We start from the raw sequence: 24954 nt of genomic DNA on the forward strand, positions 1-24954 counted from the left end.
CCATCCCTTTCATGAAATAGAATATTAAGATAATTTTAACTTTATTTACTATCAGAATTGGGATTTCTGGAGTAAAGCACAAATAATGTTGATAAATAAGAAGAACAAACCTCTGAAGTAGAAGATTTGTTCTTTTAACCACTTTATACGGGGCACTAAGACGAAGATTTCAGGACGTGGCGTACCTAGTCATTATCCTATACGTGATCCTCCCTATAAAAATTGGAAATATCCTTCTAATACTATTAAAAGCCTAACAATTTACGAAAATAACTCGAGTAATTTTGACTAACTGGCACTCTAGCACCATTCTTCATCTCTAATAAAAATGTGGAATGGGTATCAGGGTGAATTTCTTTTATTTGATGAACATTTACAATAAATGAACGGTGGCAACGGACAAAAAAATCCTTAGGTAACCTATATTCGAATTCCTGCAGCGAATATTTATGTGTACCATAAAAGTCTTCTGTATATACATACGTCTTTTTTTGTTTCGCTTCTAGAAAAATAACATCTGCAAAAGGGATAGGGACCCACCCATCCTGTGATTTTACCGTCACCACCGACTTCCCATCTGTTAAGGCAGGATAAATCGCTGTTACGCACCCTTCCAATTCATTTTTATGGAAAAAGGGTACCGCCATTCCATGATAAGGAACCCCAAACACGTCTCGATTGATAAATTCAGATGCTTTTTGTCTTGATGTAATCGCCTTATAAGCAATGGTTCCTTCTTTAACCTCGTCACCAGGTTTGATTTTTAAGTCCACTCGTTTACTTGGACGATAATATACATATTCAGTTGTATTTGAAACCGCTATCGAAATTTCGTCAGAGAACAATTCCCCGATCACATTTAAGAGTGAGCCAAGTGTAATATCCTTCACATGTCAACATCCTTTATTGTAGAAATATAGATTCTACTTCTATTTTACATGGTTTCAAAAATGAAAACATTATCAAGGGACTGTTTAAAATGTCTTTTAGATGTACATGAAGTATAATATTGGTAATCACATTATAGGAGGAATACATATGTATCATTCAATCGATGAATTCTTGCAAGATTGGCAGTATGAAGCAAGTGCTACTCAAAAAATTCTGGATGCTTTATCAGATGAGTCATTAGCACAAGAAGTTGCGCCTGGTCACCGTACTTTAGGTGAGCTCTCTTGGCATGTTGTAACTTCTGTACATCAAATGCTTTCTCAGGCTGGTCTGCAATTTGAAGGAGCTCAAGGTGAAGATGTACCAGCTAGTGCTAAGGAAATAGCAGACAGCTATCGTACAACTAGCGAAAACTTAGTTTCCGCAATAAAAAAGCAATGGAACGAAGAATCATTGAAGGAAGTCAAAGAAGTGTTTGGTCAGCAAATGCCAGTTGCCGTGACACTCGGAATGATGAATACACATCAAATTCACCATCGCGGGCAAATGACAATCCTTATGCGCCAAGCTGGTTTAAAGGTACCAGGAGTATATGGACCATCTAAAGAAGAGTGGGGCGCTTAAACATTATTGATTCATTTAGCCACTTGGTTTTCCTAGTGGCTATTTGTTTTGACTATATCCCCTTCCCTATCCTTAACAGAAATGATAAGATCATCCCCATATACTTTAAAAAACTAAATTTAACATTCATATCCCACAGTTTACAAATTAATATTCAAACAAACGTTTGTTTAGCAGTCAGTTCTTTACGGCCCAAGGGATTGACTCTTCATTCAAGCGTTTGTTTGAATTTTATCTACAAAATTTCTCATGTCTCACATCCATTCAAACAAACGCTTGTTTAACTGTTACGCCTAGCTACTAAAGAACTTTGGACTACATTCATGTAGTTGATGTATCTTCCCATTATGCAACTGCTTTTTGCTTCCTTGTAAACATCCATTTCAAAAAACCAGGTACGAGTAAAATGATGAACAATAGACGAATGAGTTGCAACGAACTAACCACAGCTGGGTCTGCTCCGATTGAGTCTGCCGTTAACACCATCTCAACTATGCCACCAGGTGCCAGACTTAGCATAGCAGTTGGTAAATCTAAATCCGAGAAGAGAGCAAACACATACCCAAATCCAAAAGAAATTCCAATTAAAAAAATAGTCAGCAACAAGTACAATCCACAATACTTTCCACCAAACTTAATATCTCGTAGTTTGATATTGTTTCCCATTTTCATCCCTACAGTAACCTGAGCTATTATCAAAAACCATGAAGCAATAGAAGGTAAGCCTACACCTAAAACACCAAGGAGTGCCGTAACCGCTAGTGGTCCAACAACATAAGCAGCTGGAAGCTTATTTCGAAGCAACCATCCTACAACAACAGCAATACAAAGCCACAAATAAGAGTGTAATGGAACATTACTGCTATTTTTTATTAGTTCATAGGAGGCTTCACTATTCCTTACAAAAAACTGTGTGACTATGACTGGAACTATAAAGACTACCGTTAACAAGCGAACAGTTTGAAATATCGTTACCATAGCTGAATTTGCATTCAAAGAGTGGCTTGCCGCGACCATTTCAGATAGTCCCCCTGGAATTGAACCAAAAACACTTGTCATGGGGTCAATTTTTATAAAACGAGTTATAAAGATACTGTTGATTACACTAATTGATAATAATAAAGCTGTCGTTAATAAAAACGGTAGAATATAAGGATACACTGTGGAAAATGTTTCACTTGTAAAAGATAAACCAAAGTAGATTCCTAGGGTTGCCAGTCCCCCATTATATGCCCTTGTAGACACAATCATTTTTCGGTGTGCAATAGCCTTATATAAAATCATAAATGACATTGGACCAAGGATCCATGGTATTGGAAAATGCAAGACGTAAAAGAGCAGACCTCCGATTCCCGCAACTAGATAGGACTCACCTATTCCCTTCATTACTTTTAGTTTCATTTTATGTACAACCTTTCTCAAAAACGGTACGATCTCTAAAGAATAGTATGCAAAGTACGTTTCTAAGATTACAGAAGTATACGACTTGGGATACTGCTAATAGTTAATTGAAATTACTTTCCGGTCCTCCTACTTTAGTAGGAACATGCGAATATTTCATATTGCAATTATTACAATTATATTTCGACACCAAATGTGCGAAACCTCTATTTGCATTGCTATTATTCACTTTATAGAAACATTACAATTATAACAAAATGTAACAATTTCGCGACAAATGGAGAATTTCAAAGAAATATATGATAATATTGGAGAGTAAAAAACTAGATTAATAAAAAGTAGATTAGTAAGAAAGTAGGAATTATCTTGAAAAAGACACTGATAACGTTAAGTGCCACTTTAATGCTAAGTGCCTTTTCCCCATATGTGATCTCACCTAATGCCGATACATTGGATTCACTTCAAAGTGAACTTTCAGAAACGCAGCGTGCACTAAATGAATTAAATGAACAAATCGCTAGAGTTGATCAAGCGATTGAAGAAAACAATAAAATGATTGCCAAAACAGAGGCTGATATTCAAAAATCTGAAGAAAAAGTCAATACACTTCAAGCTGAAATTGACCAATTAGAGAAAGAGATTGAGGCTCGGAACGAAATACTAAAAGAACGTGTCCGCATGATGCAGCAATCTGGCGGTGCTATTAGTTACATAGATGTTATATTTGGTGCTCAAAGTTTCAGTGACTTTATAAACCGTGTGAGCGCTGTTACTACCATTATGCAAGCTGATCAAAAAATAGTAGATGAGCAAGTGGATGCAATCAATCTAGTAAAAGAAAAACAAGATATTATTCAGGAAACACTTACTTCTTTACAAAGTAAAAAAGAAGAATTGGTAGCTATGCAAGCACAAATTCAGGAACAAAAAACTCAAAATGACTCATTAAAAGCTGCCTTGCAATCAAAAGAACAAAAAACACTAGCAGATATTGAAGAACTTCGTGCAAGTATGCTTGCTGCTACACCAGCTGAAAACAATGCTTCAGCTACTACTTCAACATCTACTACACCTACAACTGCATCTGTTGCTAAAGTTCCAACCTCTTCTCCAAAAGTGACAGGTTCACTTAGCACAGTTATTAATGCAGGGTATAAATACATCGGAAGATCTGCATATAAATTCGGTGGCGGTAGAAGTGCTTCTGATATTGCAAATGGTTTGTTTGACTGCTCTGGTTTTGTTCATTGGGCATTTGCTCAAGCAGGTGTTAATGTAGGCTCAAGCACGAGTGCATTAAGGCACCAAGGTACGGCTGTGTCAGTTAATGACATGAAACCTGGTGATTTAGTATTCTTTGATACTTATAAAAAAGATGGTCATGTTGGAATATATGTCGGAGGCGGTAAATTTATCGGCTCTCAGAACTCTACTGGTGTAGCTGTTGCTGATATGTCAAGTGGCTACTGGAATAAACATTTTAAGGGTCATGTTAGACGTATTATGTAATGGAAAGACCTATGTTAAGAAGCATCTTCATCTTTTTGAAGATGCTTTTTTGCTTTATAAACTTTTGTTGAGAGTGAAAAAACATCCAGGTGCTTAACGAGTAAGATGAATTTTTCTTGACTCTCTTCCCCAAGGCTTTCAAAAAGGTTTTATTTAATTTATGATAGGAAAGTAAGCTATTCATACTGGAGTGACATAATGTTGGATACAAAAAAAGCATTACCCATCTTATTTGCTGTTATGTTTTTCGTATATGTTGGGTTTGGTATTATCATTCCCGTTATACCTTTTTATGCAGAGAATCTCGGTGCATCACCAACTGAATTAGGGCTGCTAATGGCTGTTTATTCTCTCATGCAATTTTTGTTTGCCCCGATGTGGGGAAGAATTTCCGATCGAGTTGGTCGCAAGCCTGTTATTATGATCGGAATTTTCGGCCTTGCCGTTTCCTTCTTTTTAATGGCCCTATCTACTGCGCTTTGGATGCTCTTTGCTGCTAGAATTGTCGGAGGATTCCTTTCTGCCGCTACTATGCCAACTGTTATGGCATATGCTGCAGATATTACATCTGAAGAAGATCGAGGGAAAGGTATGGGAGTCATTGGTGCTTCTATCGGTTTAGGGTTTATTTTTGGGCCAGCTATAGGAGGTATCTTTTCGAAAACAGACTTACAAATGCCTTTTTACATAGCAGGGTTTTCATCTTTTTTGACCTTTTTATTAGTTCTATTCATCCTTAAGGAATCTCTGTCTAAAGAGGCGAGACATCCATCAGGAAGAAAAAGACCTAGTCTTTTGAAAGCAATTAATGGGCCTGAAGCTGTTCTATTTTTCATTTCCTTGTTTATCACATTATCCCTATCGGGGCTTGAAGCTACATTTGCTTATTTTGCAGCTGAGAAAGCAGGATTAGGGACGACTGAACTTGGTTATATTTTTATGATAATGGGATTAGCTGGCGCTATTGTTCAAGGTGGTCTTGTGGGAAAATTGACGAAACGATTTGGTGAAGGCTTTGTTATTCAAATTGGTATCGTTGTGTCGGCTTTAGGTTTCTTCCTTATTTTATTTACAAAGGATTTTCTTACCGCTGCAATTTATTTAACCATTTTCGGAGTGGGTAATGGTGTCATTCGTCCTGCCGTTTCAGCCTTATTAACGAAGCGAGCAAAAAATGGCCATGGCAGTGTTACAGGATTATTGTCTTCCTTCGATTCATTAGGAAGAATTCTCGGACCTATTTTAGGCGGATTGCTCTACAGTATCGGAAGCGGTTTACCATATATTTCTGGTATTTTCTTGTCAGCAATCGCATTTATTTTATATAGGGCTTATTCTGTTCAACATGTAAAACAAACGAGGGGCAGCGTGTAACGCTACCCCTTCTTTCAAATTACTTCTGTATTTATCACATAATACTGAGTCTCATTCCTTCTCTAGTGCTGCTCCAAGGAATTTTGCGAGCTCCAACATTCCATATTTCTCGGCTTTTGCTTCTGCATCAGAATTGTAATTGGTATTTGTATTAACGTCGTAGGTGAAAACTTCACCCTCGGCATTTTTCACAAACTCGATACCTGCTACATCAATATTTACATTTTTAAGGAAAGTTTCATATCTTGCAATTTGTTCTGGGTCAACATCATCAATAATTTCAAACTTCGGACGTTCTTCTACTTCTTCTCCAACTGGACAAAATAAATCGCCAATCTGGCATGCGTCAGCAGGGCAAAGTTCAAAACCTTCAGATGTATCTACTCTAACAGAATATACATATTTCCCCCCAACAAACTCTGCTCTTGTAATCGAGGAATCTGGTGATTCAATATATTCCTGTATTAGCGTAATTCCGTCAACTGGCTCTTCAAATGCTGCACTATTCACATAGGCTTCTAACGCTTCAACAGATTGAAATAATTGAACACCTAAGCCCTTACCCGCTCGGTTATGTTTTGTGATAAAAGGTATTTTACCTAACTTTTTTGCTGCTTCAATAATTTGCTTGCGCCCCACTGCACCTATCGTTTTTGGAGTACGGATCCCATTTTTCTCAAGCGCTGTGTATTGTTTGATTTTACTTAACTCAAGACGAAGGGCATTGCTACCATTAAAAACTGTACGATTATGAAATTCGAGCCAATCTAAAATACCTCCTGTTAATTCTGGAGCAAATCGATGGTCTCTTGTATGGGAGGACGCACTCATTCGATTATAAAAAACACCCTCTGGTGGCTCTGCAGTTAAATCAATCATTCCTTGATCTAGATGCCATGCTTCATATGGTAGATTTAATTCATCCAACCGTTTTGTCAAATGTAAAGTCCAATCATCATTTTCATGGATAATATATATTTTTTTCGCCACTTGTAGTCCCCTCAATTCCTATCATTCTCATATGTATTATCATATTTTAAACCAGTAGGAAGTGCAAACAAAAAGAACGGATTTAAATTATCATTCTTCTGCAAAGAGAAAGTACACGATTTTAGCCAAAATAAAGTAAAACAAATAGCTTGTCCCCCCTGTCCTTATTCCTATAAAAATTCCTATGTTGTGTTACAATAAAATTAGTAACGCTTTCAACAATGGGAGGAATGAAATTGAATAAAACGAAGCAAATTGTTCAGCGATCCTTAGATGCTTTAATGAAGGATGATACGTTTATTCCAGAATTAACAGGGGAAACCAGGGAGAAAGCATTCACCTCTTTAGCCTCCATTTTATCTACCCCGAATCATGTACATAAATCATTTTTAAGAATTCCTTTAGAAAATGGCCAAGTAGTTCGAATTCCAGCTTACCGCGTTCAGCATAATAATGCATTGGGCCCTTATAAAGGGGGAATTCGTTTCCACGAAACAGTCAACGAGGATGAAGTGATAAATCTAGCTTCCCTGATGACATTAAAAAACGCACTACATAATGTTCCATTTGGTGGAGGAAAAGGAGGACTTGTTGTCAATCCTCGAACACTATCCGAGAAAGAACTTCATCAGATTTGTAAAAAATATGTTCGTTACTTTAGTGATAGCCTTGGCCCAGATAAAGATATTCCTGCGCCAGATGTAGGTTCAGGTGAACGTGAAATGGATTGGATGATGGCGGAGTACAAAAGCATTCGCCCTGGTACTCCATACAGAGGGAGTTTTACAGGAAAGAGCGTGGTAAACGGAGGTTCTCTAGGACGACGTGAAGCCACAGGGAAAGGTGTATATTTTACATTCCGTTATCTATTTCATGATTTCATCAAAAATCAAAAAAACCTACTTACAAAAACAGATAATTCATTTTCCAAAACAGTCTCTAAGTTTGAAAATAAACCAATGAAACTTGCTATCCAAGGCTTTGGAAATGTTGGTTCTGTTGCAGCACTGGAAGCCTATCAGTGTACATATTTACAAAATAAAGTCGTAGCGATTAGTGATCGTAATGTCACGTTATTTAATGAAGATGGTCTAAACATTCCATCCCTTGTTAAATTCACAAAGGGCAACAAGGGTGATTTACCTGTTTCTCCTGAAGAATTGGCTATTGCTGGAGTAAAAGCAGATATATTAGACCGTGAAGCGATTCTTTATCTAGATGTAGACACGTTAATTCTCGCTGCCTTAGAAGATCAAATCCATGCAGACAATATGGATAAAATCAAAGCTCCAATTATTGTTGAAGGTGCGAACGCTCCAATCACCGAGGATGCTGATGAATTCTTAAGTCAAAATGGTGTTTTAATCATACCAGACATTCTTGCTAATGCTGGAGGGGTTATAGTTTCATACTTAGAGTGGTTACAAGGCCGCGAAACTCAATTTTACAGTGAAGATGAGGTATTTAACCAACTCTTCAATAAAATGAAGGCAACTCTTGATGCCATCTTACCTGCATTTTTCGGTGGTTCTTATACGTTAAGACAAAATTGTTATATTCACTCTGTTACAAGATTATCAACCGTTCTATATCGTCAAGGGAAATTGTATTAAACAATAAAAAAGTGGCAGCCTAGACTGCCGCTTTTTTTCAAGTGAATCGATTCCTTGGTCTTGATAATAAAAACGATGGGAACCTTGGGTCTGTATCACCATACTACCTAAAAAGCCCCTGATCCTCCACCGCCTCCACCAGTTCCTCCGCCATAACTGCCTCCACTGCTACTACCACTTCCGATGGACTCATTTGCAGATTCAAAGGAAGCAGATGCGTTAGGGCCGACATACCCAAAGGAATAAATCGAATATGGGTAAAACCCTGCAGTCGGATTAAAATACGGTGTAGCAAAAGCTGATATCAAATTCTCGTTTTGTTCCTTCATTCCCTTATCCCTTAATCCTAACCCATAAATATAGGCACGCATTTGGTCATCCTCTGTCCATTTCTTCCATTCTCCTGGTGTCAATGCTTTATAGCTTTCTTTAAACATTAACCATTCATGATAAATTCGTAAGCCTTCCATATTTTTAGGATGGTATGCAATCAAATACACAATAATTGCTCCAAACAATACCAATGTTAAAACAAACGATAAAAATAACTCATACATGGGGAACAGAACTAAAAATGGGACTAACACAATGCTTGATAGACCAAAAAACAATTTGAACTTTGATTTATCTTCATAGAGTTTGCGTTCTTTTACTTCATTGCGAACAGCCTCTCCCCACTTCATTTGAAAACTAGAGTATTTACCACTGTTCTTCTTGTCTTTTGAGAATGTTTCCAAGTCTGAAAAACTAAACTCACCATTTTTACCAATTTTCTCAAATAACCATTCAATTAATACAGTCTCATGTGGCAAGGCACCTGTTTGGTCTACAAGTTGAAATTTTTCTTCAGACACCTGTTTGACCATTTTCTTCCTTACCAAGTCTAATAACGCTGCAGCCATCGTCTCTCCCTTCGGAACATAGCTAGGGCTTGTATAGTAAATTGTTGCGGGTAAGCTGAGCTCCTGCTTTGGAAGTACGCCAGGATTTGTTAGTTCTCGTTTTACCACTGCTAGCTTTGCCCTCCCTTCCATCCTGTGCCGAATTATGATCACGATAAAGGTGAGGATAAAAATTGGGATTAACACCCATGAAATCTTAGCAAGAGTTTCTTGAGTTTTCTCCCATTCTTGGGCTTTAACAAGCAGTTCATTTTTTGCATTTAAAATCTCATTCCTCATTGGCTCATCAGAGGTTAAATAGGTCGCTCCAGAAAATAGACCAACATTATAGGCAATCCGAATGTCTCCATTGGTTTCACTAGGAACTTCTCCAAAATAGAAGTTGACGGTTCCATCAGATTGTACGGTTTCTTTCTGAAATGCCTCATCATAACCAAACGCAATCACCTCATCTGTTGGCTGGGGCGGATGAACCGTAATAACGAGATCTCCATAGGTTGATTCATTACGACTATCGAAAAACGGCCAATAAAATTGTGCGACATCTTGGTAGAATTCCAGTCCCTTTTCAATCGTGTAGGCGAGTGTAACTGTAATAGTCTCGTCCTCTCCTTTACGATGAATCTTATATAGGTTATCTTCCTTTTCGATTTGTAATTCCGAGCCATTTTCAGTCGCTGTAAAGTCTGTTATAGTACTTCCTTCCTTCGGTATAACAGTTCGGGTAATTCCATTAAACTCACCCTCAAATTCATAGGTATGCTCTTCTATAACATGCACTGTCCCATCCTTTTGCAGATGAGCGTCTATCTTCACATCACTAATCCAATAGTCTACCGCAAAACTCTGTATAGGAAATATTAAAAGAAAAGCCAATAAAAGAATGAAACCACCGATTTTTGCTTTCATAACCGTACCCTCCTTTATACTTATATATACGAATAAATCCCCAACAGGTTTCAAATGAACCAACATGGTATACTAATCTAAAAAAGGAGTAAATAAATGCCTACTATAAAAATTGTCTTCCTTGACATAGATGGTACCATTTTACAACCCAATGATACGATTGAAGAATCAACGAAAACCGCTATTGCTCAACTAAAAAGAAAAGGAATTGATGTATTTCTAGCAACTGGTCGGCCGCTTCATGAAATAACGGATATTGGGGATGAACTCTCGATTACATCTTATATTGCATATAACGGGGCATTTGCTATACACGAAGGGAAAACTCTCTTTAACGAACCACTTCCACCAAGCTTAGTAGATCACTTATTAACCATTACGGAAGAAAACAATTTTGATATAGTCCTGTATTCGCAAAAAAACAACCTCTTTACTAGTATGGAATCTGAGCTTGTAAAGGAATTCATCAAAACTTTTCATTTAAGGAAAAATAGGATTTATGATCGATCAATGAAAGAGGTAATCTTAGGGTCATCGATTATCACGAATGAAGAACATGCAGAGAAGAAATTCGAACGGATTGATGAAATTCATCTTTCCGCAATAAATGTAGAAGGCATGAAGAACTGCCGAGACGTTATTCGTAAAAAGGTAAATAAAGGGGTTGCTGTAAATGCCGTGTTGGCTGCACTTCAGCTTTCACCTCAACAAGCAGTTGCATTTGGTGATGGCATGAATGATAAAGAGATGCTTTCAGCAGTCGGTTATGGATTTGCAATGGGAAATGCCCATCCTGATTTATTTTCCTACGCAAAATACAAAACAACAGATGTTGAAGACTCTGGTGTATTCAATGGGTTAAAATCAATTGGTTTAGTAGAGTAAAATTTTAAAAGTATCTTGAGAAAAGGATTGGAACTCAGGAGCAAGTTGCATACGTTGATGAGGAATTCGGATTCGGGAGACTTTCTTGCTGTTTCTCTCTTCATTAACTCGGTGAAGGGGATTTAGAGGGATTTGCAAGTGCGTTTTCCCCTTCATTCCCGCGATGAAGAGGAGTTCTAACAACATTTCCTGGCGTTTTCCCCTTCATTCCCGCGATGAAGAGGATTTCCAACGACTTTTACTGGCCTTTTCCCCTTCATTCCCGCGATGAAGAGGAGTTCTAACAACATTTCCTGGCGTTTTCCCCTTCATTCCCGCGATGAAGAGGATTTCCAACGACTTTTACTGGCCTTTTCCCCTTCATTCCTTCCATGAAGAGGAGTTCGGACGACTTTTCATGGCCTTTTCCCCTTCATTCCCGCAATGAAGAGGAGTTCCAACGACTTTTACTGGCGTTTTCCCCTTCATTCCTTCCATGAAGAGGATTTCCAACGTTTTTTCCATTCCTTTTCCCCTTCATTCCATCAATAAAGAGGATATCAGCCAAGTTTTCCACTAACGTTCTTCTAGATTCACTCAGTGACGAAGCTTTAAATGGATCTCCCCCGTCGTTTTCCACTTACGATTTTCAACCTGCTCTCCTGTAACAAACAATTACTCGTTATGTACGGCTACTTTTTCGTTTGTTTCCTCGGTCTGCCAGCCTTTGCAGACGTCTACCCACGCTTTTGCTTCCGAATATTGGAATAGTTCGTCACACGTTAATTCGATAGCGGAATTGATGCTACCACATGCAGGAAAAACAGTCGTAAAACGCTTCATAGACTCATCCAAATATACATCGAGCTTATTCGCAAGTCCAAACGGACACACACCGCCAATCACATGCCCCGTTTGCTCCACGACCTCGTCTGCAGACAGCATTCTTGCCTTAAAGCCAAAGGTTTGACGGAATTTCTTATTATCAATCTTTGCATCACCTGCCGCCACAACTAAAATGGCCAAATCCCCTTCTCCACGAAAGGATAGAGTTTTCGCGATTCGAGCAGGAGCTACTCCAATTGTTTCAGCCGCCTGATCAACTGTGGCACTGACTGTATCAAATTCCATCACATTTTTTTCACGGTTCCATTTTTTTAGGTGTTCTTTTACACTTTCAAGTGACAAAATACTCATCCTTTCCTCATAGTTTATCTACTAATTTACCATAAAATTTTCAATAGTGAAAAATATCTACTCTTTCTATAAAAATGACGTAAAATCACCTTTACTATTTATTAACGAATTCCGAATAGTTAATACTTAATTTACAAAACATTAACGTTGCCACTTAAATTTATTAATAGGAGACTGGTAATCTAGTAATAGGTAATTGGAATTATTTCTCTTTTTCTATTTTTAAGGTCTACATGAAAAATAATAGTATAGGAGATGGACTTGTTAATGGATATTGTAATAGGAGAAATAGCGAAAGAAAATTTCATTGTATCTCCTTCTACAAAATGTGAGGATGTATATGCAATTTTTGAAAAAGAGACTGGCATGGAGGGAATTATTGTTTGTGAAAATCAACAATATGAAAGCCCACTTTTTTCAAAAACTTTCTATTAAATATGGATTTGATCTTTTTATGAACCGAACAATTGACCTAGTCATGGACCAAGAATTATTAATTGTTGATTATAATTTATCTTTAACAGAGGTTAGTTCTCTTGCGATGGATAGGAGGCAAGAACATTTATATGATGTTGTGGTGGTCACAAAAGACAATCGTTTTTATGGCATCGTAAGCATTCGAGAACTCATTATAAAACTTGCTGAAATTCAGATAAGAGATGCGCGTTACTCGAATCCATTAACAGGATTACCTGGAAACAATGTCATCAAAGAAACATTGCAAAAAGTTCTAACGTATAAAAGGTTTAGTGTATTGTATATCGACATTGATTCTTTCAAAGCTTTTAACGATACATATGGTTTTTCTAAAGGGGATGAACTAATAAAAGAGACGGCAATGATATTAACTGAAGTAATCATGAAGACTACAAACGAGCCTTCATTTATAGGGCATAATGGTGGTGATGATTTTATTGCAACAATCCCACATTATCACTATCAGTCTATATCCGAAAAAATCATTACTCAGTTTTCTAATTCGTTAAGGTGCTTCTATTCACTAGAGGATTTAAAAAAAGGGTATGTATCTGGGATAAGTAGGAAGGGAATCTTTGAAAAACTACCTCTAGCAAGTATCTCTATTGCCATCATTCATAATAAAAACAGACCCATCAAGTCACTCGAGCAATTAAGTATAGAATCAGCAAAAGTGAAAAGCTATTGCAAATCTATAAATAAAAGCATATACCTCACATTGGAGGATTTTGAGGAACACACAAAAAAGAAGACTCTTGTTTAAACAAGGGGCTTCTTTTTTATATTGGTAATGCAATTTGATGATACCTATTTATTTTAGGTAAACGTCCTTGTTGGAGCTCTGGCATTGGTTTACCCAGCCCATAACCCTGGCCCATATGGACACCATAGCCTTGCAAATATTCAAGTTCCTGTTCCGTTTCAATTCCTTCTGCGATAATCTTCGTCCCGACCTGCATCGCATATTTGACTAAAAGTTCAACTAAATGCTGATTTTCTCTATGTTGGTAAATATCCCGTATGAGTGACTTATCGAGCTTGATAAATTCAGGCTTCAGATAGACAAGTGTCTTTAAGCTATTATATCCTGTCCCTGCATCATCAACTGCTATTCGAAAGCCTTGTTGTCGATAATGTTCAATAATTTTTTTAAATTGATTGTAATTAATGACAGACTGTTTTTCTGTTAATTCTAAGACAATCTGGTTTGGGGAAAGGTTATATTTCTCAAGTAATTTCATCGTGATTCCACTTCGCCAACTAGGGTCTGCTAATACCTGTGTTTGAATGTTAAGAAATACAAGTTGATTCCCTTCGTTCTTTATATGCTTGATCTGTTCTGCGAATCGTTCTATTGATAAGTTTCTCAAGAACTGTTCTACTTGAAAGACCGATGAGCTGTTTCCTACATAATTATAGAAGGTTTCGGTTGTCGGAAAACACTCTGTCGCTTCGGGTCTGTTCAAGATTTCATAACCTATCGTTGCCCCTGTCTCCAACGAGAGTATTGGTTGAAAAACGGTCTTTATCTTTGATTTATGCATCAACTTCTTTAGATCTTCATCTCGCTTATATTCTTGGTATAATGTGCCCCTTTTCTTTTGTATAAAAGCTAAAAAGTGCATTAGATTACGTAAATGGATTTTCTTCATGGGCCCCTACCTTTTGATAAAGTTACAATAGTGTCTATTTCTATTATAAAGTGTGAGCTTTCTTTGAAACGATAAGATTTTGTAAAGGTTTTGTAAAGGGACAGGTGCAAACAACTTCCCCTTCTATATTTTGTGGGAATGTAGTGAGACATATTCTCGAAAAGTTTGCATTTTTTTCTGTGATACTAGCGTTTCGAGAATCCTATCTTTTGCTGACAAGTCTGACACTCTTACGACGAGATGGGTTTACACTAGAGAGATACTTTGAGCAGGATACAAAAATAGCTTGGAGATATCCCCCAAGCTACTTAAACTTTAATACTCTGTTGTTATAATCGGTGTACCAATCGTTACATCTATTTTGTTACTCTCTTCAATTGCGCGTAAGCCTATTTGCAGATTCATTTTTTCTCGCTTTGCTGTCATTAATTCTGTTTCAATCGTATCCGAATAAGCTGAGACAGAAACGAAACTTTTTTCCCGAAGTTGTTCCACGGTTTTTCCTTGTGCATCCTTGATCATTTTTTCTGCAACTTGATTCAATTGAATATCTGTAGACCCTATTACACCTGATACAGTATAGAACGTATTGTCATCCTTCATCTTCTCTCGTACCCACTCAACTTGGTTGTCAGAAATCTGAGTACCTTTTACTTCGGTCGTTATCGCAATTTTGTATGTTTCTCCCGATTTATATGCTTTTAGTTTAATCGACTCCATGATTCCATTATCGTTCTCTTTTTTACCTAGCCATACATAATGGCTATTTTCCTCTTCAAGAATTTTTTTCCAACTATATGTATCATGATTCATCATGAAATCTGCTATTTGCTTATTTAGATCATTTAAATCAGTTGCTTGTCCAACCTTACCACGGGACAAAGCCATCCATGATTTGATTTCAACATTATTTTCTAACGCAAGTTCCACTATTTCTTCAAAATCATTCTGTTGAATTTTTTCATTATCTGAAATGAAACCTGCTAAAATTCCAAATGATAAAATGAATGCAACTATCGTCTTCACCATCCCTCACCTCTTTAACAAGGATAGCCACGGATTAAATTATCTATACCTAAAAATCTAGTAATCTTTAAAATCGAGAAAATCTTTTCACTTTTCGTTTTACTTTCCTTATTTTTAGTACAACATAAAGAAGATAATAAGGAGGTGTAATCGTTGAAATCAATTACTGTTTCTTTTCATAAGGAAGATGGTGTTGAAGCAATGGAGGTCAATATTCTCGAGGAAGAAGATTTTAACCGTGTAACGGAAGGCGGCACTCGACATCTTTTTGAACTTGATACGAATATTGGTTTTTTTGTCTTCTTCGATGGCGCTGATGCCGAAGGGAATTTACATTATCTTGTCTTACAATATGAAGAGGATCGTGAAGAGCCCACATACTGTTTTTCATTCGAGCTTAAGGATTTTTATGAATTTATGGCGTTGTACCTCAATGATCTTGAGTTCTCGGATGAAGAATCGGAGGACGAAGAACAAGAGTATGGTGCCATCCATCATCTTGCCCACCTACTTTACCATATTGTCGAAGATGCCCAAAAAACAGAGTTATAATAAAGAGCCACTTTTTTTGTGGCTCTTTTCCTTTTCAAAAAAGGAATTTTATGAAAAAATAAGAGTATAGAAAATAATGTAAATGACTGAGGTGATCATTTGTTTGTTGATATTTTTTTCTCCATTGTTTTCATACTTGGAGTGTATTATTTGATTCAATACAGGCTTAGTATTAAAAAGGCCGTTGATCTTTCTAAACAAGCATTATTCCCACAAACGGAAGAGGAATTTCGTGGTATTCTCATCCCTACAGAATTTAAGGAAATGGAGCCTCTCTCAAAGTCGACTAAGTCATATAAGATTGTCAAATGGGGGACTGTCGCAGTCGTTATTCTCCTACTTGCGTTACTACTAGTTGTCCTTACAACCGACTATTTAGGTTCTTCATTCTTTTCATTTGCCTATTTCTTTTTCGCCATTATTAGTGCTGTACGTCACCGTGGTAATCTATTTATATTACCAAAGGGGATTATCCTACAAGGCAGATATTTCGCCTACAACCAAGTTAAGGAATATGAGGTTGAGCGTATTGTCCGTTGGCATGAGTTATATGGCCTTCATGACCGCCTTAATTTTAGCTATAAATTAACAATTAAGGTAAAGGGGATATTTCCATTCATTAATTATGTTGTCGTTGAAAAAGAAGAGCATCTTGAAAAAATAATTAGATTGTTGGAATCAAGAGGCGTTCTAGGTAAGAGGGTTATAGACCCTTCTCAACAATCAGCCCCACATATCTCATCTAAATCATAATAACACCTGGTCTTATACCTGGGTGTTTTTTTTTACGTCTACTTTTTATATAAAGGAAGTGTCAATCATTCAGGTACAGGCTCTTTTCGCAGGATAAATAAATAAGATACTTAAATATCCCGCATTATATATAGGAGGTTTATCAATGATACACACGATAAAACCTGGAGAAACGCTTCATCAAATCGCAAAAGACTATCGGAAACCTCTTTCGGAAATCATTCGAGCAAATCCTTCCATTAACCCGAATCTTATTTATCCAGGACAATCGATTACCATCCCAGGTTTCCCAGATCCTGCGACACTTCCTTATCAAATTGAAGTTTCAGTTGGAGGGCGTTGGTTACAGTTACAAAAAAATGGTGCAGTGCAAAAGCAGTACCCGATCGCAGTTGGTCGGATGCTACATGCCACACCTGTCGGAAACTATATCATCATTAATAAAGCACCAAATCCAGGCGGCCCCTTTGGATCAATGTGGATGAGTCTATCAAAAGAACATTATGGGATTCATGGAACAAATGACCCTAGTTCAATTGGTAAATCGGTTTCAAGAGGTTGTATTAGAATGTATAACAAAGATGTCGAAGAACTGGCAAGTCTGATTCCAATCGGTACCCCTGTTTACATTCATCCTTGAGAACAGCATTATTTGACCGTTTCCTTATATGGGACGGTTTGAATTTTTTTTAAGGTCTTACATGGATTTTTCAAGACAGACTGGAGATATTTGTGGATGAGCGTGTACCGAAGACCAGACCATTATAAAAGTAAGTGCCCAAATCCTCATATACCCAATATCCATCCTCAAGTTAACTAACAAAAATACGAATAAACGTTCTTATTTTAGTTGATAATAGAATACATGTTCGTATATAATGTAAAAAAGGAGATGATGACATGCGCGGTATTTTACAGCGTGCTTTAATCGGGCACACTTCAATCGAAATCATCTATATGTCACAAAGTGGGATTCTCACCCAACGTCAAATTCGTGTTTTGGAAATCCATGACAACACAATCAAAGCCTTTTGTTTACTTCGCGGTAGAAAACGAACCTTTATAATAGATAGTATCTTATCAGCAGCAGTTCCAAAGAAAAAAGGAGTTGTAAGATTTGCAAATTAGAACACTACAGATGCGAATGGAGCATACCGAGCAAGAAATACTTGAACAAATTGAAAAATATATGAAAAAACATCATAAAGCCCCGACAATGCGGGAATTAGCACGACTTTGCCAATCTGTAAATTCAACGAGTACGATTAAGGCCTACTTGGACCGCCTGATGGAAAAAGGCAAGTTACAATATGAGCCTAAAACACCTAGGTCTATCCTGTTAATAAAAGGATTATCACATGCAAAATAAGGGTTATTCTATAGCTTTTCATCTACATCTGATGTATCAACATCATCTCCAAACCAATCAACCAATTTTGCCTTTGCTTTTGATTTTACATTCTCATCGATGTGAATCGCCACTTGAAAAAGAGCAACACCTAACGCACCTAAGTCATCTGTAAAACCGATACCTGCAGCTAGATCTGGAATGAGGTCCAGGGGAAAAATAAAATATCCTAGTGCAGCAAGAATAGTTACTCTTGCCTTTGCGGGAAGGTCTGGCTTTTGTAACACAAAGTAAAGCAAAAGTGCTGTATATACAACCGAGTGGCCCGCCCTCAACGCAAACTTTTTCAATTTCTCCCAAAATTTTTCGTCTGAATAGTGCTTTTCCATCTCATCCATGATAATCCCCCATTTTTATTATTTTTGTCGGTGACATTACTCTTATTGTACTACGAAAGCAAATAAAAGAATCATTGGACAAACATGAAATTTTCTTTTCTTAGGTTTGTTACACACAAATAACTAGTCACCAGCTGTAGACCAAAACAAAATAAGCTTCTACCCTACTACTGGGTAAAAGCTTATTTTAAAAGGTTATTTTTTCGACTTAACTTATTGATTCGTTAGATCTTGGTAAAAGTTAAATTAATCTCTTAAAAAGATTTAGGAAAATAGATTAGATTTTTTAATCCTAAATACAGATTTTTAATAAAGCAAGCATCAAATTTTCATGCTTGCTTTTTTCCTTATCTTATAATAACCCTACCATCTTAAGTCCATGTAAAATTCCGTCTTCCTCAACGGACTTCGTGACAAATTTGGCTACTTCTTTTACTTCATCAAGTGCATTCCCCATCGCTACACTATTGTGGATTTTGGAGAGCATTTCAATGTCGTTTAATCCGTCACCAAAAGCATATACTCGTTCTTCAGGAATGCCTAATTTATCAACTAATTTTTCAATTCCATTTGCCTTTGAGCCACCGCTTGGAATGACGTCAACAGAAACGGGATGCCAACGGATAAAATCAAAGTCCTTGAACGCTTTTTCGTATTGCGGTTCTTCCCCTTCTTCGACGAATAATAGCGTTTGGAACAATTTGCGACCTTCGTGATACTTCGGATCATAAGCTGGGAAACTTTTAATTTTTAACGTTGCAATACTTTCCGTAATATAATGGTGCTCTGGTACATTAGCTTTCATATCCTCATGGTCCATGTAGACAACAGGATGATTGTTAGCAAGTGCTTTTTCTGTTAATTGGATCAATGCTTCTTCATTTAATGGATTCGTATAAATCTCTTCTCCATTTAGCACAACGTATTGACCATTATAACTGACGTACGTTCCAATACCTAACTCTTCACGTAAGTCTTCAAACATGAAAGGAGCTCGCCCTGTTGCAATGGCTACTTCATGCCCTAATTCCTTCAATTTAAAAATAGCATCCTTTGCAGATGCAGGTAGCTTTTTTTCATGGTTCAAGAGTGTACCATCTATATCAAAAAAGATTAAACTTCGATCTTTCATTTCATATTCCCACTTTCTTACTTCTTGTCTAGAATCACATATTACATACGATACCTTATTTTCGCACTTTAAACAAATAAAATAATCTTCAAAGAAAATGAGTCATACAGGCAAAAAGGACTACACCTGCGCATAAATTAGTAGTACGTTTTATCTTATTTGCTGCATAAAATTCAACTAGGGAGAACAAGCATGAAAAAAACTTGGTTGTTAGGGTTTGGCTTCTTTAGCATTAGTCTTGGATGGTCTATATATAATGGATTTGTCCCTTTTTTTCTCGACAATTTTATTTCGAGTACAGCTGTGATTGGGTTCTTAATGACCATCGATAATTACATCGCTCTCTTCTTACAACCTTACATTGGTCATCTTAGTGACCGAACCCGAACTCGCTTTGGGAGAAGGATGCCATATTTATTAGTTGGTGTTCCACTTGCCGCGCTATTCTATACACTGATTCCTTTTCACACTAGCCTCTTGACCCTGCTCATTTTTATGTTATGTATGAACTTATCAATGGCCATTTTTCGTTCCCCTACGATTGCATTGATGCCTGACATTACGGCGGAACCCCAGCGGACAAAGGCAAATGGAATAATTAATTTTATGGGCGGCTGTGGTGGAATCCTTGCATTTAGTATTGGCTCTTTTTTGTTTGGTGTTGATGAGACGCTTCCATTTATTGCAGTATCCATTGTTTTTATATTAACTCTCTGGATTGTTTATACAAATATTAAAGAACATCGTGATACCATTGCCTACACAGAAACAACCGTTCCAAAAATTAATTATAAAGAAGAGCTACACTCCTCTACAATTTATTTATTAGCTGCCATCTTTTTTTGGTTTATTGCCATTCAAGGGATGGAGGCATTGTTTACATTATACGGAGTCCATGAATTAGGTCTATCTAGAAGTGCTTCTGCGTTTTCGTTAACATTTTTCTCAATGAGCTTTGTCATCTCAGCCATTCCAAGTGGCCTTTTAGGGGCAAAAATTGGCAAGAAAAATGTTATCGTAATTGGTGTTATGGGGCTAATTGTTTCATTTTTACTGTTAAATTGGGTCGATTCAGTGTTTTATTTAAGAACGATTTTGTTTTTAGGGGGCATCTTCTGGGCATTTGTTAACATTAATGCATACCCTTTTATTGTCTCAATGGGGAGTGAAAAAAGCTTCGGAACAAGAACAGGACTGTATTATCTAGTTTCATCACTTGCTGCAATCACTTCACCGCCTGTACTTGGATATTTAATTGATTTATTTGGATTTAGTGTGTTGTTTCTTGCTGCGTCAGGAAGTCTAATTTTAGCGTTAGTTTGTATCAGTAGAGTCCGCGATACTTCATCTCCGACTCAGCCAGAATAAAAATCCCAATATTTTTTGATGGTTAAATTCATAGTTGTTTGTTAAAGTAGTTTAATAGTTACCTTGGTAACTATTTTTTATTTTTATTTCGATAAGGGGACTTTAAATTGAATAATCAAAAGCTCTGGACAAAAGATTTTATCATTATATCCTCCATTAATTTTTTCTTAACACTTGTCTTTTATCTCTTAGTTGTCATTATTGCATTATATGCAGTTGATGCATATGGCGCGTCCACGAGCCAGGCAGGGCTTGTAACAGGTATATTTATTATCGGTACACTCATTGGGCGAATTATAATCGGACGTTATATAGATGTTATTGGCCGAAAAAAAACATTGTTTATTGGTTTGGCTCTATTCACCATTACCACAAGCCTATATTACGTAGATGCAGGTATTACTTTTCTATTAATCAATAGATTCCTGCACGGTGTTACTCTCGGTGTTGCAAGTACAGCAACAGGAACCATTGTTGCTCAAATCATTCCTCCTAGGCGAAGAGGCGAGGGAATTGGTTATTTTAGCATGAGCTCGACATTATCCACGGCGATTGGCCCATTTATTGGAATATTTATGGCACAACATACAAGCTTCCAAGTTATCTTTGGTTTATGTCTTATAATTAGTGTCAGTAGCCTACTAACTACACTGATTCTTCATGTACCACCACTTGAAATACAAAAAAGTCCCACTCAAAAGGGCAAGGGTTTTTCCATTCAGAATTACGTGGAACCCAAGGCACTACCAATCGCTCTTGTTGTTTTAGCTATTGCGATTTGTTATGCAAGTGTACTTTCGTTTATCGGTTTTTATGCGATTGAAATTAATTTAGTTACTGCATCTAGCTTTTTCTTTCTCGTCTATTCAATTGCTATTTTAATTTCCCGTCCGTTTACAGGGCCCTTATTGGATAAAAAGGGTGCAAACTATGTCATGTATCCAGCCTTTATCATTTTTGCAATCGGGATGTTTCTGCTAAGTACAGCTGATAACAGTGTAACCCTTCTCCTATCAGGTGCGCTTATCGGGCTTGGATTCGGGAACATACAGTCATGTGCTCAAGCTGTAGCGATTAAACTTACACCTTCTGATCGAATGGGACTAGCAACTTCGACTTTCTTCATCTTTTTAGATGCTGGACTTGGTTTTGGCCCTTACTTACTAGGTACTCTTATTCCAATCACAGGTTACAGTAAGCTATATACCATTTTAGGGTTTGTTGTTTTAGCGAGTATACTTCTTTATTATTTTATGCACGGAAAGAAAGAAGCGCTAGGACGGAAAAATAAAACCACTTCCATATCAGTCTAAGAGAAAAAATCCTTGCCCTACAAAATGATTCGGGCAAGGATTTTCTTATTTTCGAATGCCATCCATAACAAAACGAACAAGGTTCTCTGCTTCTTTGTCAATCTCCATTTCTTCATATGGTAAAAGGACGAAATGAGTGACCAGAAATCCACCGAAAGTTGTCATTAACATTTTTACTAACGTATGCGTCGGCATTTCAATGATTTCTCCCCGCTCTTTAAATAACTCAATTGCTTGAGCGACCCTAGTAGCGATACTCTTTGAGAAAAAAGGAGCAATCTCTGAGCGGAGTGAATCACTGTACAACATTTCTTTAACAATGATTTGAAAGATTTCTCTATTCTCAATTACGAATTCAATCCTATTTTTGAAGAGTCCTTTTAAAAAGTCTTCAAAGTATAGTGTCTCTTCAGTCAGTACTTCTTTAAACACATTTTCAGCCATCACAGGCAGTGCCTTTTTTAAGAATGGAAGAATTAAAGATAGCAGTAGATTATCCTTTGTACCATAGTGGCGAAATATGGTTCCTTCTGCTACTCCTGCAGCTTTTGCAATTTCGCTAGTCGATGTGTTTGCATAGCCTTTCTCAGCAAACATTTTGATCGCACTTTCAATAATTCTTTGTTGCTTATCGGTTTGCTTTTTTGATAATTTGGTTTGTTCAATCAAGGCATCTAATAGATTACCTTTATTCAATTTTCTTCACTTCCTTATCTACAATGCACGATACTTTTTCAAAGCGAATACATTCAAAATGATAAAAATCACCGCAAATATGACTAATGCTAATAGATTTTGGATGATATCCGTAAACCCTAAGCCTTGATACATAACTCCCTTCAAAGCATCCGCAGCATAATATAAAGGCATGATTTTGGCAATTGCTTGAAGCCAGGTAGCCATTCCTTCAAGTGGTATGATGCCCGAAAAGAAAATTTGTGGAATTACAGCTACTGGTATAAATTGTACCATTTGAAATTCGGAAGCTGCAAAAGCAGACAATAATATTCCCAAGGATAGAGCAACTAATGCCAATAATAGATTGATGATAAGCACGTTCCAAATAGAGCCTTCTAATGTAACATCTAACACGGTGATAGCAAAAAAGACTACAATAACGGTTTGGAGCATCGCAAATATCCCAAATCCAACAAGATAGGCAGTGACAATTTCTCCTCTACGTATCGGTGTGGAGAGAAGACGCTCTAATGTTCCAGTTGTCCTTTCTTTTAACAATCCAATTCCTGAAATTAAAAAGACAAAAAAGAAGACAAAAAAACCAATTAATATAGGGCTTAACACATCAAAAAAGACTGTATCATCGCTTCCATATACATAATTTGTTTCAAGCTCCATTTTTGGAATTTCGCTAAGGGTTGGTAGTTGACTAACAAGGTTTTCCTGGGCCTGTAAAGCTATTACTTGATTCACTTTCATTTGTAATGCTTTTGAAGATGTTGGATCACTGTTTGCTAACGTTAGATCCATTTGTTCACCTTGAGAAACTAGTAGCCCATCAAGCTCGTAATCGAGTATTGTTTGTTCAGGATTTGTAACATGTTCAAACTTCTCTATTTCGATATCTATTTCTTTTAATGTGTCTACAAGCTTATCATCGATATTCACAACTCCCAAAACGGGTTCGGAGGTATTCCCATTAAACATAACATACATAAGTGAAAGAATGAGAAGTGGTGCCACAAATAAGAGTGCCAATGTTCGCTTATCGCGCAGGAGTTGCTGAAAAATCCTTTTGATAAGTGCACTTATTCTCATTGTTTCGCCCTCCCAGCATGTAAGAATACCTCATCAAAATTTCTTGCATGATAGGCTTCTTTTAATTCATTTGGTGTTCCTCTAGTTAAGATTCGACCATCTCGAACCATTGCTATATAGTCACAACGTTCAGCCTCTTCCATTACATGGGTAGTTACAATGATTGTTTTTCCCTCTTCGCTTTTTAACCGAATTAATTCATTCCATATTGCAAGCCTTAACTCTGGATCAATTCCAACAGTTGGTTCATCTAAAATTAGGATTTTGGGATTCTGAATTAATGCAATGGCGAGTGATAAACGGCGTTTCATTCCCCCTGAATATAAAGCAACCTTTTTATTTAAATCATCTGTTAGATTGACAAGCTTGGATGTATATGCAATTCGTTCTTTGGTTTGCGCTCGATTTAATTGATAAAGCGAAGCAAAAAAGGCGATATTTTCTTTGCCAGTGAGTTCAGTATATAACGCATCCGATTGAGCCATATATCCAATATCTTGTAACAGCTTTAGATTCGGCATTTTTGTTCCTAACACTTCGATAGATCCATGATCTGGAGAGTCCATTCCAACAATCATTTTGATGAGAGTGGTCTTACCTGCACCTGAAGGACCAATAAAACCGTAGATGGATCCACCTTTGATAGCCATATCTACCTCGTTTAACACGACTTTTTTTCCGAAGCGTTTGCTGATATTCCGTATTTCAACTGATTGGGTCATTCAATTACCTCCCCTTATTCCAAAAAAGTGAGTGATTACTCACATTATTACTTATTTATTTTTCCTGGTCAAGGAAAAAATGAGTATCTACTCACAAAAAAATTCTGGAAAATAGGATACTCGAACAAGCACTTTCTTCTTCCCCTTCATACGATACATTAGG

Annotated in this window: 27 protein-coding genes; 14 read left to right on the forward strand and 13 right to left on the reverse strand. The window is 37.0% G+C overall.

Translation table 11 applies throughout. From position 1 onward, the window contains the following. Positions 1-245: 245 nt before the first annotated feature. On the reverse strand, positions 246-890 hold the full coding sequence (locus ACWPVE_RS06525) for a LytTR family DNA-binding domain-containing protein (RefSeq protein ID WP_453991826.1): 645 nt from the start codon (positions 888-890) through the stop codon (positions 246-248). A gap of 148 nt (positions 891-1038) precedes the next feature. Between ACWPVE_RS06525 and ACWPVE_RS06530 the strand changes: the two genes are divergently transcribed. Next, complete coding sequence (locus ACWPVE_RS06530) at positions 1039-1515, forward strand: DinB family protein (protein ID WP_453991828.1); 477 nt, start codon at positions 1039-1041, stop codon at positions 1513-1515. A gap of 345 nt (positions 1516-1860) precedes the next feature. Here ACWPVE_RS06530 and ACWPVE_RS06535 read toward each other — a convergent pair whose 3' ends face one another. Then, positions 1861-2916, reverse strand: a complete 1056-nt coding sequence (locus ACWPVE_RS06535) for an AbrB family transcriptional regulator (RefSeq protein ID WP_453991830.1) — start codon at positions 2914-2916, stop codon at positions 1861-1863. Positions 2917-3282: 366 nt separating this feature from the next. Between ACWPVE_RS06535 and ACWPVE_RS06540 the strand changes: the two genes are divergently transcribed. Together ACWPVE_RS06540 and ACWPVE_RS06545 are read left to right on the forward strand one after the other, a co-directional pair. Then, on the forward strand, positions 3283-4425 hold the full coding sequence (locus ACWPVE_RS06540) for a coiled-coil domain-containing protein (protein ID WP_453991832.1): 1143 nt from the start codon (positions 3283-3285) through the stop codon (positions 4423-4425). A gap of 201 nt (positions 4426-4626) precedes the next feature. Beyond that, positions 4627-5799, forward strand: a complete 1173-nt coding sequence (locus tag ACWPVE_RS06545; RefSeq protein ID WP_453997388.1) for an MFS transporter — start codon at positions 4627-4629, stop codon at positions 5797-5799. 51 nt (positions 5800-5850) lie between these two features. Here the strand turns inward: ACWPVE_RS06545 and ACWPVE_RS06550 are convergent, their stop codons facing one another. Then, complete coding sequence (locus ACWPVE_RS06550; RefSeq protein ID WP_453991834.1) at positions 5851-6789, reverse strand: ATP-grasp domain-containing protein; 939 nt, start codon at positions 6787-6789, stop codon at positions 5851-5853. A gap of 230 nt (positions 6790-7019) precedes the next feature. On the opposite strand from ACWPVE_RS06550, the gene ACWPVE_RS06555 reads away from it, so the two are divergent. Then, positions 7020-8402, forward strand: a complete 1383-nt coding sequence (locus ACWPVE_RS06555) for a Glu/Leu/Phe/Val family dehydrogenase (protein WP_453991836.1) — start codon at positions 7020-7022, stop codon at positions 8400-8402. A gap of 107 nt (positions 8403-8509) precedes the next feature. Here ACWPVE_RS06555 and ACWPVE_RS06560 read toward each other — a convergent pair whose 3' ends face one another. Beyond that, positions 8510-10213 carry a DUF2207 domain-containing protein gene (locus tag ACWPVE_RS06560; RefSeq protein WP_453991838.1) on the reverse strand — a complete coding sequence of 568 codons (1704 nt, stop codon included), beginning with the start codon at positions 10211-10213 and terminating at the stop codon, positions 8510-8512. Between the two features lie 96 nt (positions 10214-10309). On the opposite strand from ACWPVE_RS06560, the gene ACWPVE_RS06565 reads away from it, so the two are divergent. Further along, on the forward strand, positions 10310-11098 hold the full coding sequence (locus ACWPVE_RS06565; RefSeq protein ID WP_453991840.1) for an HAD family hydrolase: 789 nt from the start codon (positions 10310-10312) through the stop codon (positions 11096-11098). Between the two features lie 360 nt (positions 11099-11458). On the opposite strand, the gene ACWPVE_RS06570 is transcribed toward ACWPVE_RS06565, so the two are convergent. Both ACWPVE_RS06570 and ACWPVE_RS06575 read right to left on the reverse strand, forming a co-directional pair. Beyond that, positions 11459-11602 carry a hypothetical protein gene (locus ACWPVE_RS06570; RefSeq protein WP_453991842.1) on the reverse strand — a complete coding sequence of 48 codons (144 nt, stop codon included), beginning with the start codon at positions 11600-11602 and terminating at the stop codon, positions 11459-11461. 150 nt (positions 11603-11752) lie between these two features. After that, positions 11753-12265, reverse strand: coding sequence for a YbaK/EbsC family protein (locus ACWPVE_RS06575; protein ID WP_453997390.1), 513 nt, complete (start codon positions 12263-12265; stop codon positions 11753-11755). A 276-nt stretch (positions 12266-12541) separates the two neighbouring features. Here ACWPVE_RS06575 and ACWPVE_RS06580 point away from each other — a divergent pair, with 276 nt between their 5' ends. Together ACWPVE_RS06580 and ACWPVE_RS06585 are read left to right on the forward strand one after the other, a co-directional pair. Further along, positions 12542-12709, forward strand: coding sequence for a hypothetical protein (locus ACWPVE_RS06580; protein WP_453991844.1), 168 nt, complete (start codon positions 12542-12544; stop codon positions 12707-12709). A 19-nt stretch (positions 12710-12728) separates the two neighbouring features. Next, positions 12729-13514 (forward strand): GGDEF domain-containing protein, encoded by a 786-nt coding sequence (locus tag ACWPVE_RS06585; protein ID WP_453991846.1) that lies wholly within the window; start codon positions 12729-12731, stop codon positions 13512-13514. Positions 13515-13530: 16 nt separating this feature from the next. On the opposite strand, the gene ACWPVE_RS06590 is transcribed toward ACWPVE_RS06585, so the two are convergent. Further along, complete coding sequence (locus ACWPVE_RS06590) at positions 13531-14403, reverse strand: EAL domain-containing protein (protein WP_453991848.1); 873 nt, start codon at positions 14401-14403, stop codon at positions 13531-13533. A gap of 315 nt (positions 14404-14718) precedes the next feature. Next, positions 14719-15432: a YwmB family TATA-box binding protein gene (locus ACWPVE_RS06595; protein WP_453991850.1), complete on the reverse strand. Its 714-nt coding sequence runs from the start codon at positions 15430-15432 to the stop codon at positions 14719-14721. A 150-nt stretch (positions 15433-15582) separates the two neighbouring features. Between ACWPVE_RS06595 and ACWPVE_RS06600 the strand changes: the two genes are divergently transcribed. From ACWPVE_RS06600 to ACWPVE_RS06620, 5 genes are all read left to right on the forward strand, one after another. Continuing rightward, complete coding sequence (locus ACWPVE_RS06600; protein WP_453991852.1) at positions 15583-15981, forward strand: cytosolic protein; 399 nt, start codon at positions 15583-15585, stop codon at positions 15979-15981. A gap of 141 nt (positions 15982-16122) precedes the next feature. Then, on the forward strand, positions 16123-16734 hold the full coding sequence (locus ACWPVE_RS06605; RefSeq protein WP_453997392.1) for a hypothetical protein: 612 nt from the start codon (positions 16123-16125) through the stop codon (positions 16732-16734). Between the two features lie 145 nt (positions 16735-16879). Beyond that, positions 16880-17374: a L,D-transpeptidase family protein gene (locus tag ACWPVE_RS06610; protein WP_453991854.1), complete on the forward strand. Its 495-nt coding sequence runs from the start codon at positions 16880-16882 to the stop codon at positions 17372-17374. A 260-nt stretch (positions 17375-17634) separates the two neighbouring features. Then, positions 17635-17862, forward strand: a complete 228-nt coding sequence (locus tag ACWPVE_RS06615) for a hypothetical protein (protein ID WP_453991856.1) — start codon at positions 17635-17637, stop codon at positions 17860-17862. Further along, positions 17852-18103 (forward strand): LexA family protein, encoded by a 252-nt coding sequence (locus ACWPVE_RS06620; RefSeq protein WP_453991858.1) that lies wholly within the window; start codon positions 17852-17854, stop codon positions 18101-18103. Before ACWPVE_RS06615 ends, ACWPVE_RS06620 begins: the two co-directional genes overlap by 11 nt. A gap of 8 nt (positions 18104-18111) precedes the next feature. Here ACWPVE_RS06620 and ACWPVE_RS06625 read toward each other — a convergent pair whose 3' ends face one another. After that, entirely contained in the window at positions 18112-18480 is a 369-nt protein-coding gene (locus ACWPVE_RS06625) for a YkvA family protein (protein WP_453991860.1), read from the reverse strand. A gap of 352 nt (positions 18481-18832) precedes the next feature. Next, positions 18833-19612, reverse strand: a complete 780-nt coding sequence (locus ACWPVE_RS06630) for a Cof-type HAD-IIB family hydrolase (RefSeq protein ID WP_453991862.1) — start codon at positions 19610-19612, stop codon at positions 18833-18835. Between the two features lie 192 nt (positions 19613-19804). On the opposite strand from ACWPVE_RS06630, the gene ACWPVE_RS06635 reads away from it, so the two are divergent. Both ACWPVE_RS06635 and ACWPVE_RS06640 read left to right on the forward strand, forming a co-directional pair. After that, on the forward strand, positions 19805-20980 hold the full coding sequence (locus ACWPVE_RS06635; protein ID WP_453991864.1) for an SLC45 family MFS transporter: 1176 nt from the start codon (positions 19805-19807) through the stop codon (positions 20978-20980). Between the two features lie 107 nt (positions 20981-21087). Then, entirely contained in the window at positions 21088-22293 is a 1206-nt protein-coding gene (locus ACWPVE_RS06640) for an MFS transporter (RefSeq protein ID WP_453991866.1), read from the forward strand. A 45-nt stretch (positions 22294-22338) separates the two neighbouring features. On the opposite strand, the gene ACWPVE_RS06645 is transcribed toward ACWPVE_RS06640, so the two are convergent. From ACWPVE_RS06645 to ACWPVE_RS06655, 3 genes are read right to left on the reverse strand one after another with little or no spacing between them, the layout of a single operon-like run. Then, entirely contained in the window at positions 22339-22989 is a 651-nt protein-coding gene (locus ACWPVE_RS06645) for a TetR/AcrR family transcriptional regulator (protein ID WP_453991868.1), read from the reverse strand. Positions 22990-23007: 18 nt separating this feature from the next. Then, complete coding sequence (locus ACWPVE_RS06650) at positions 23008-24069, reverse strand: ABC transporter permease (protein WP_453991870.1); 1062 nt, start codon at positions 24067-24069, stop codon at positions 23008-23010. Further along, positions 24066-24791 (reverse strand): ABC transporter ATP-binding protein, encoded by a 726-nt coding sequence (locus ACWPVE_RS06655; protein WP_453991872.1) that lies wholly within the window; start codon positions 24789-24791, stop codon positions 24066-24068. Before ACWPVE_RS06655 ends, ACWPVE_RS06650 begins: the two co-directional genes overlap by 4 nt. Positions 24792-24954: the final 163 nt, after the last annotated feature.

The organism is Bacillus nitroreducens, assembly GCF_964021195.1.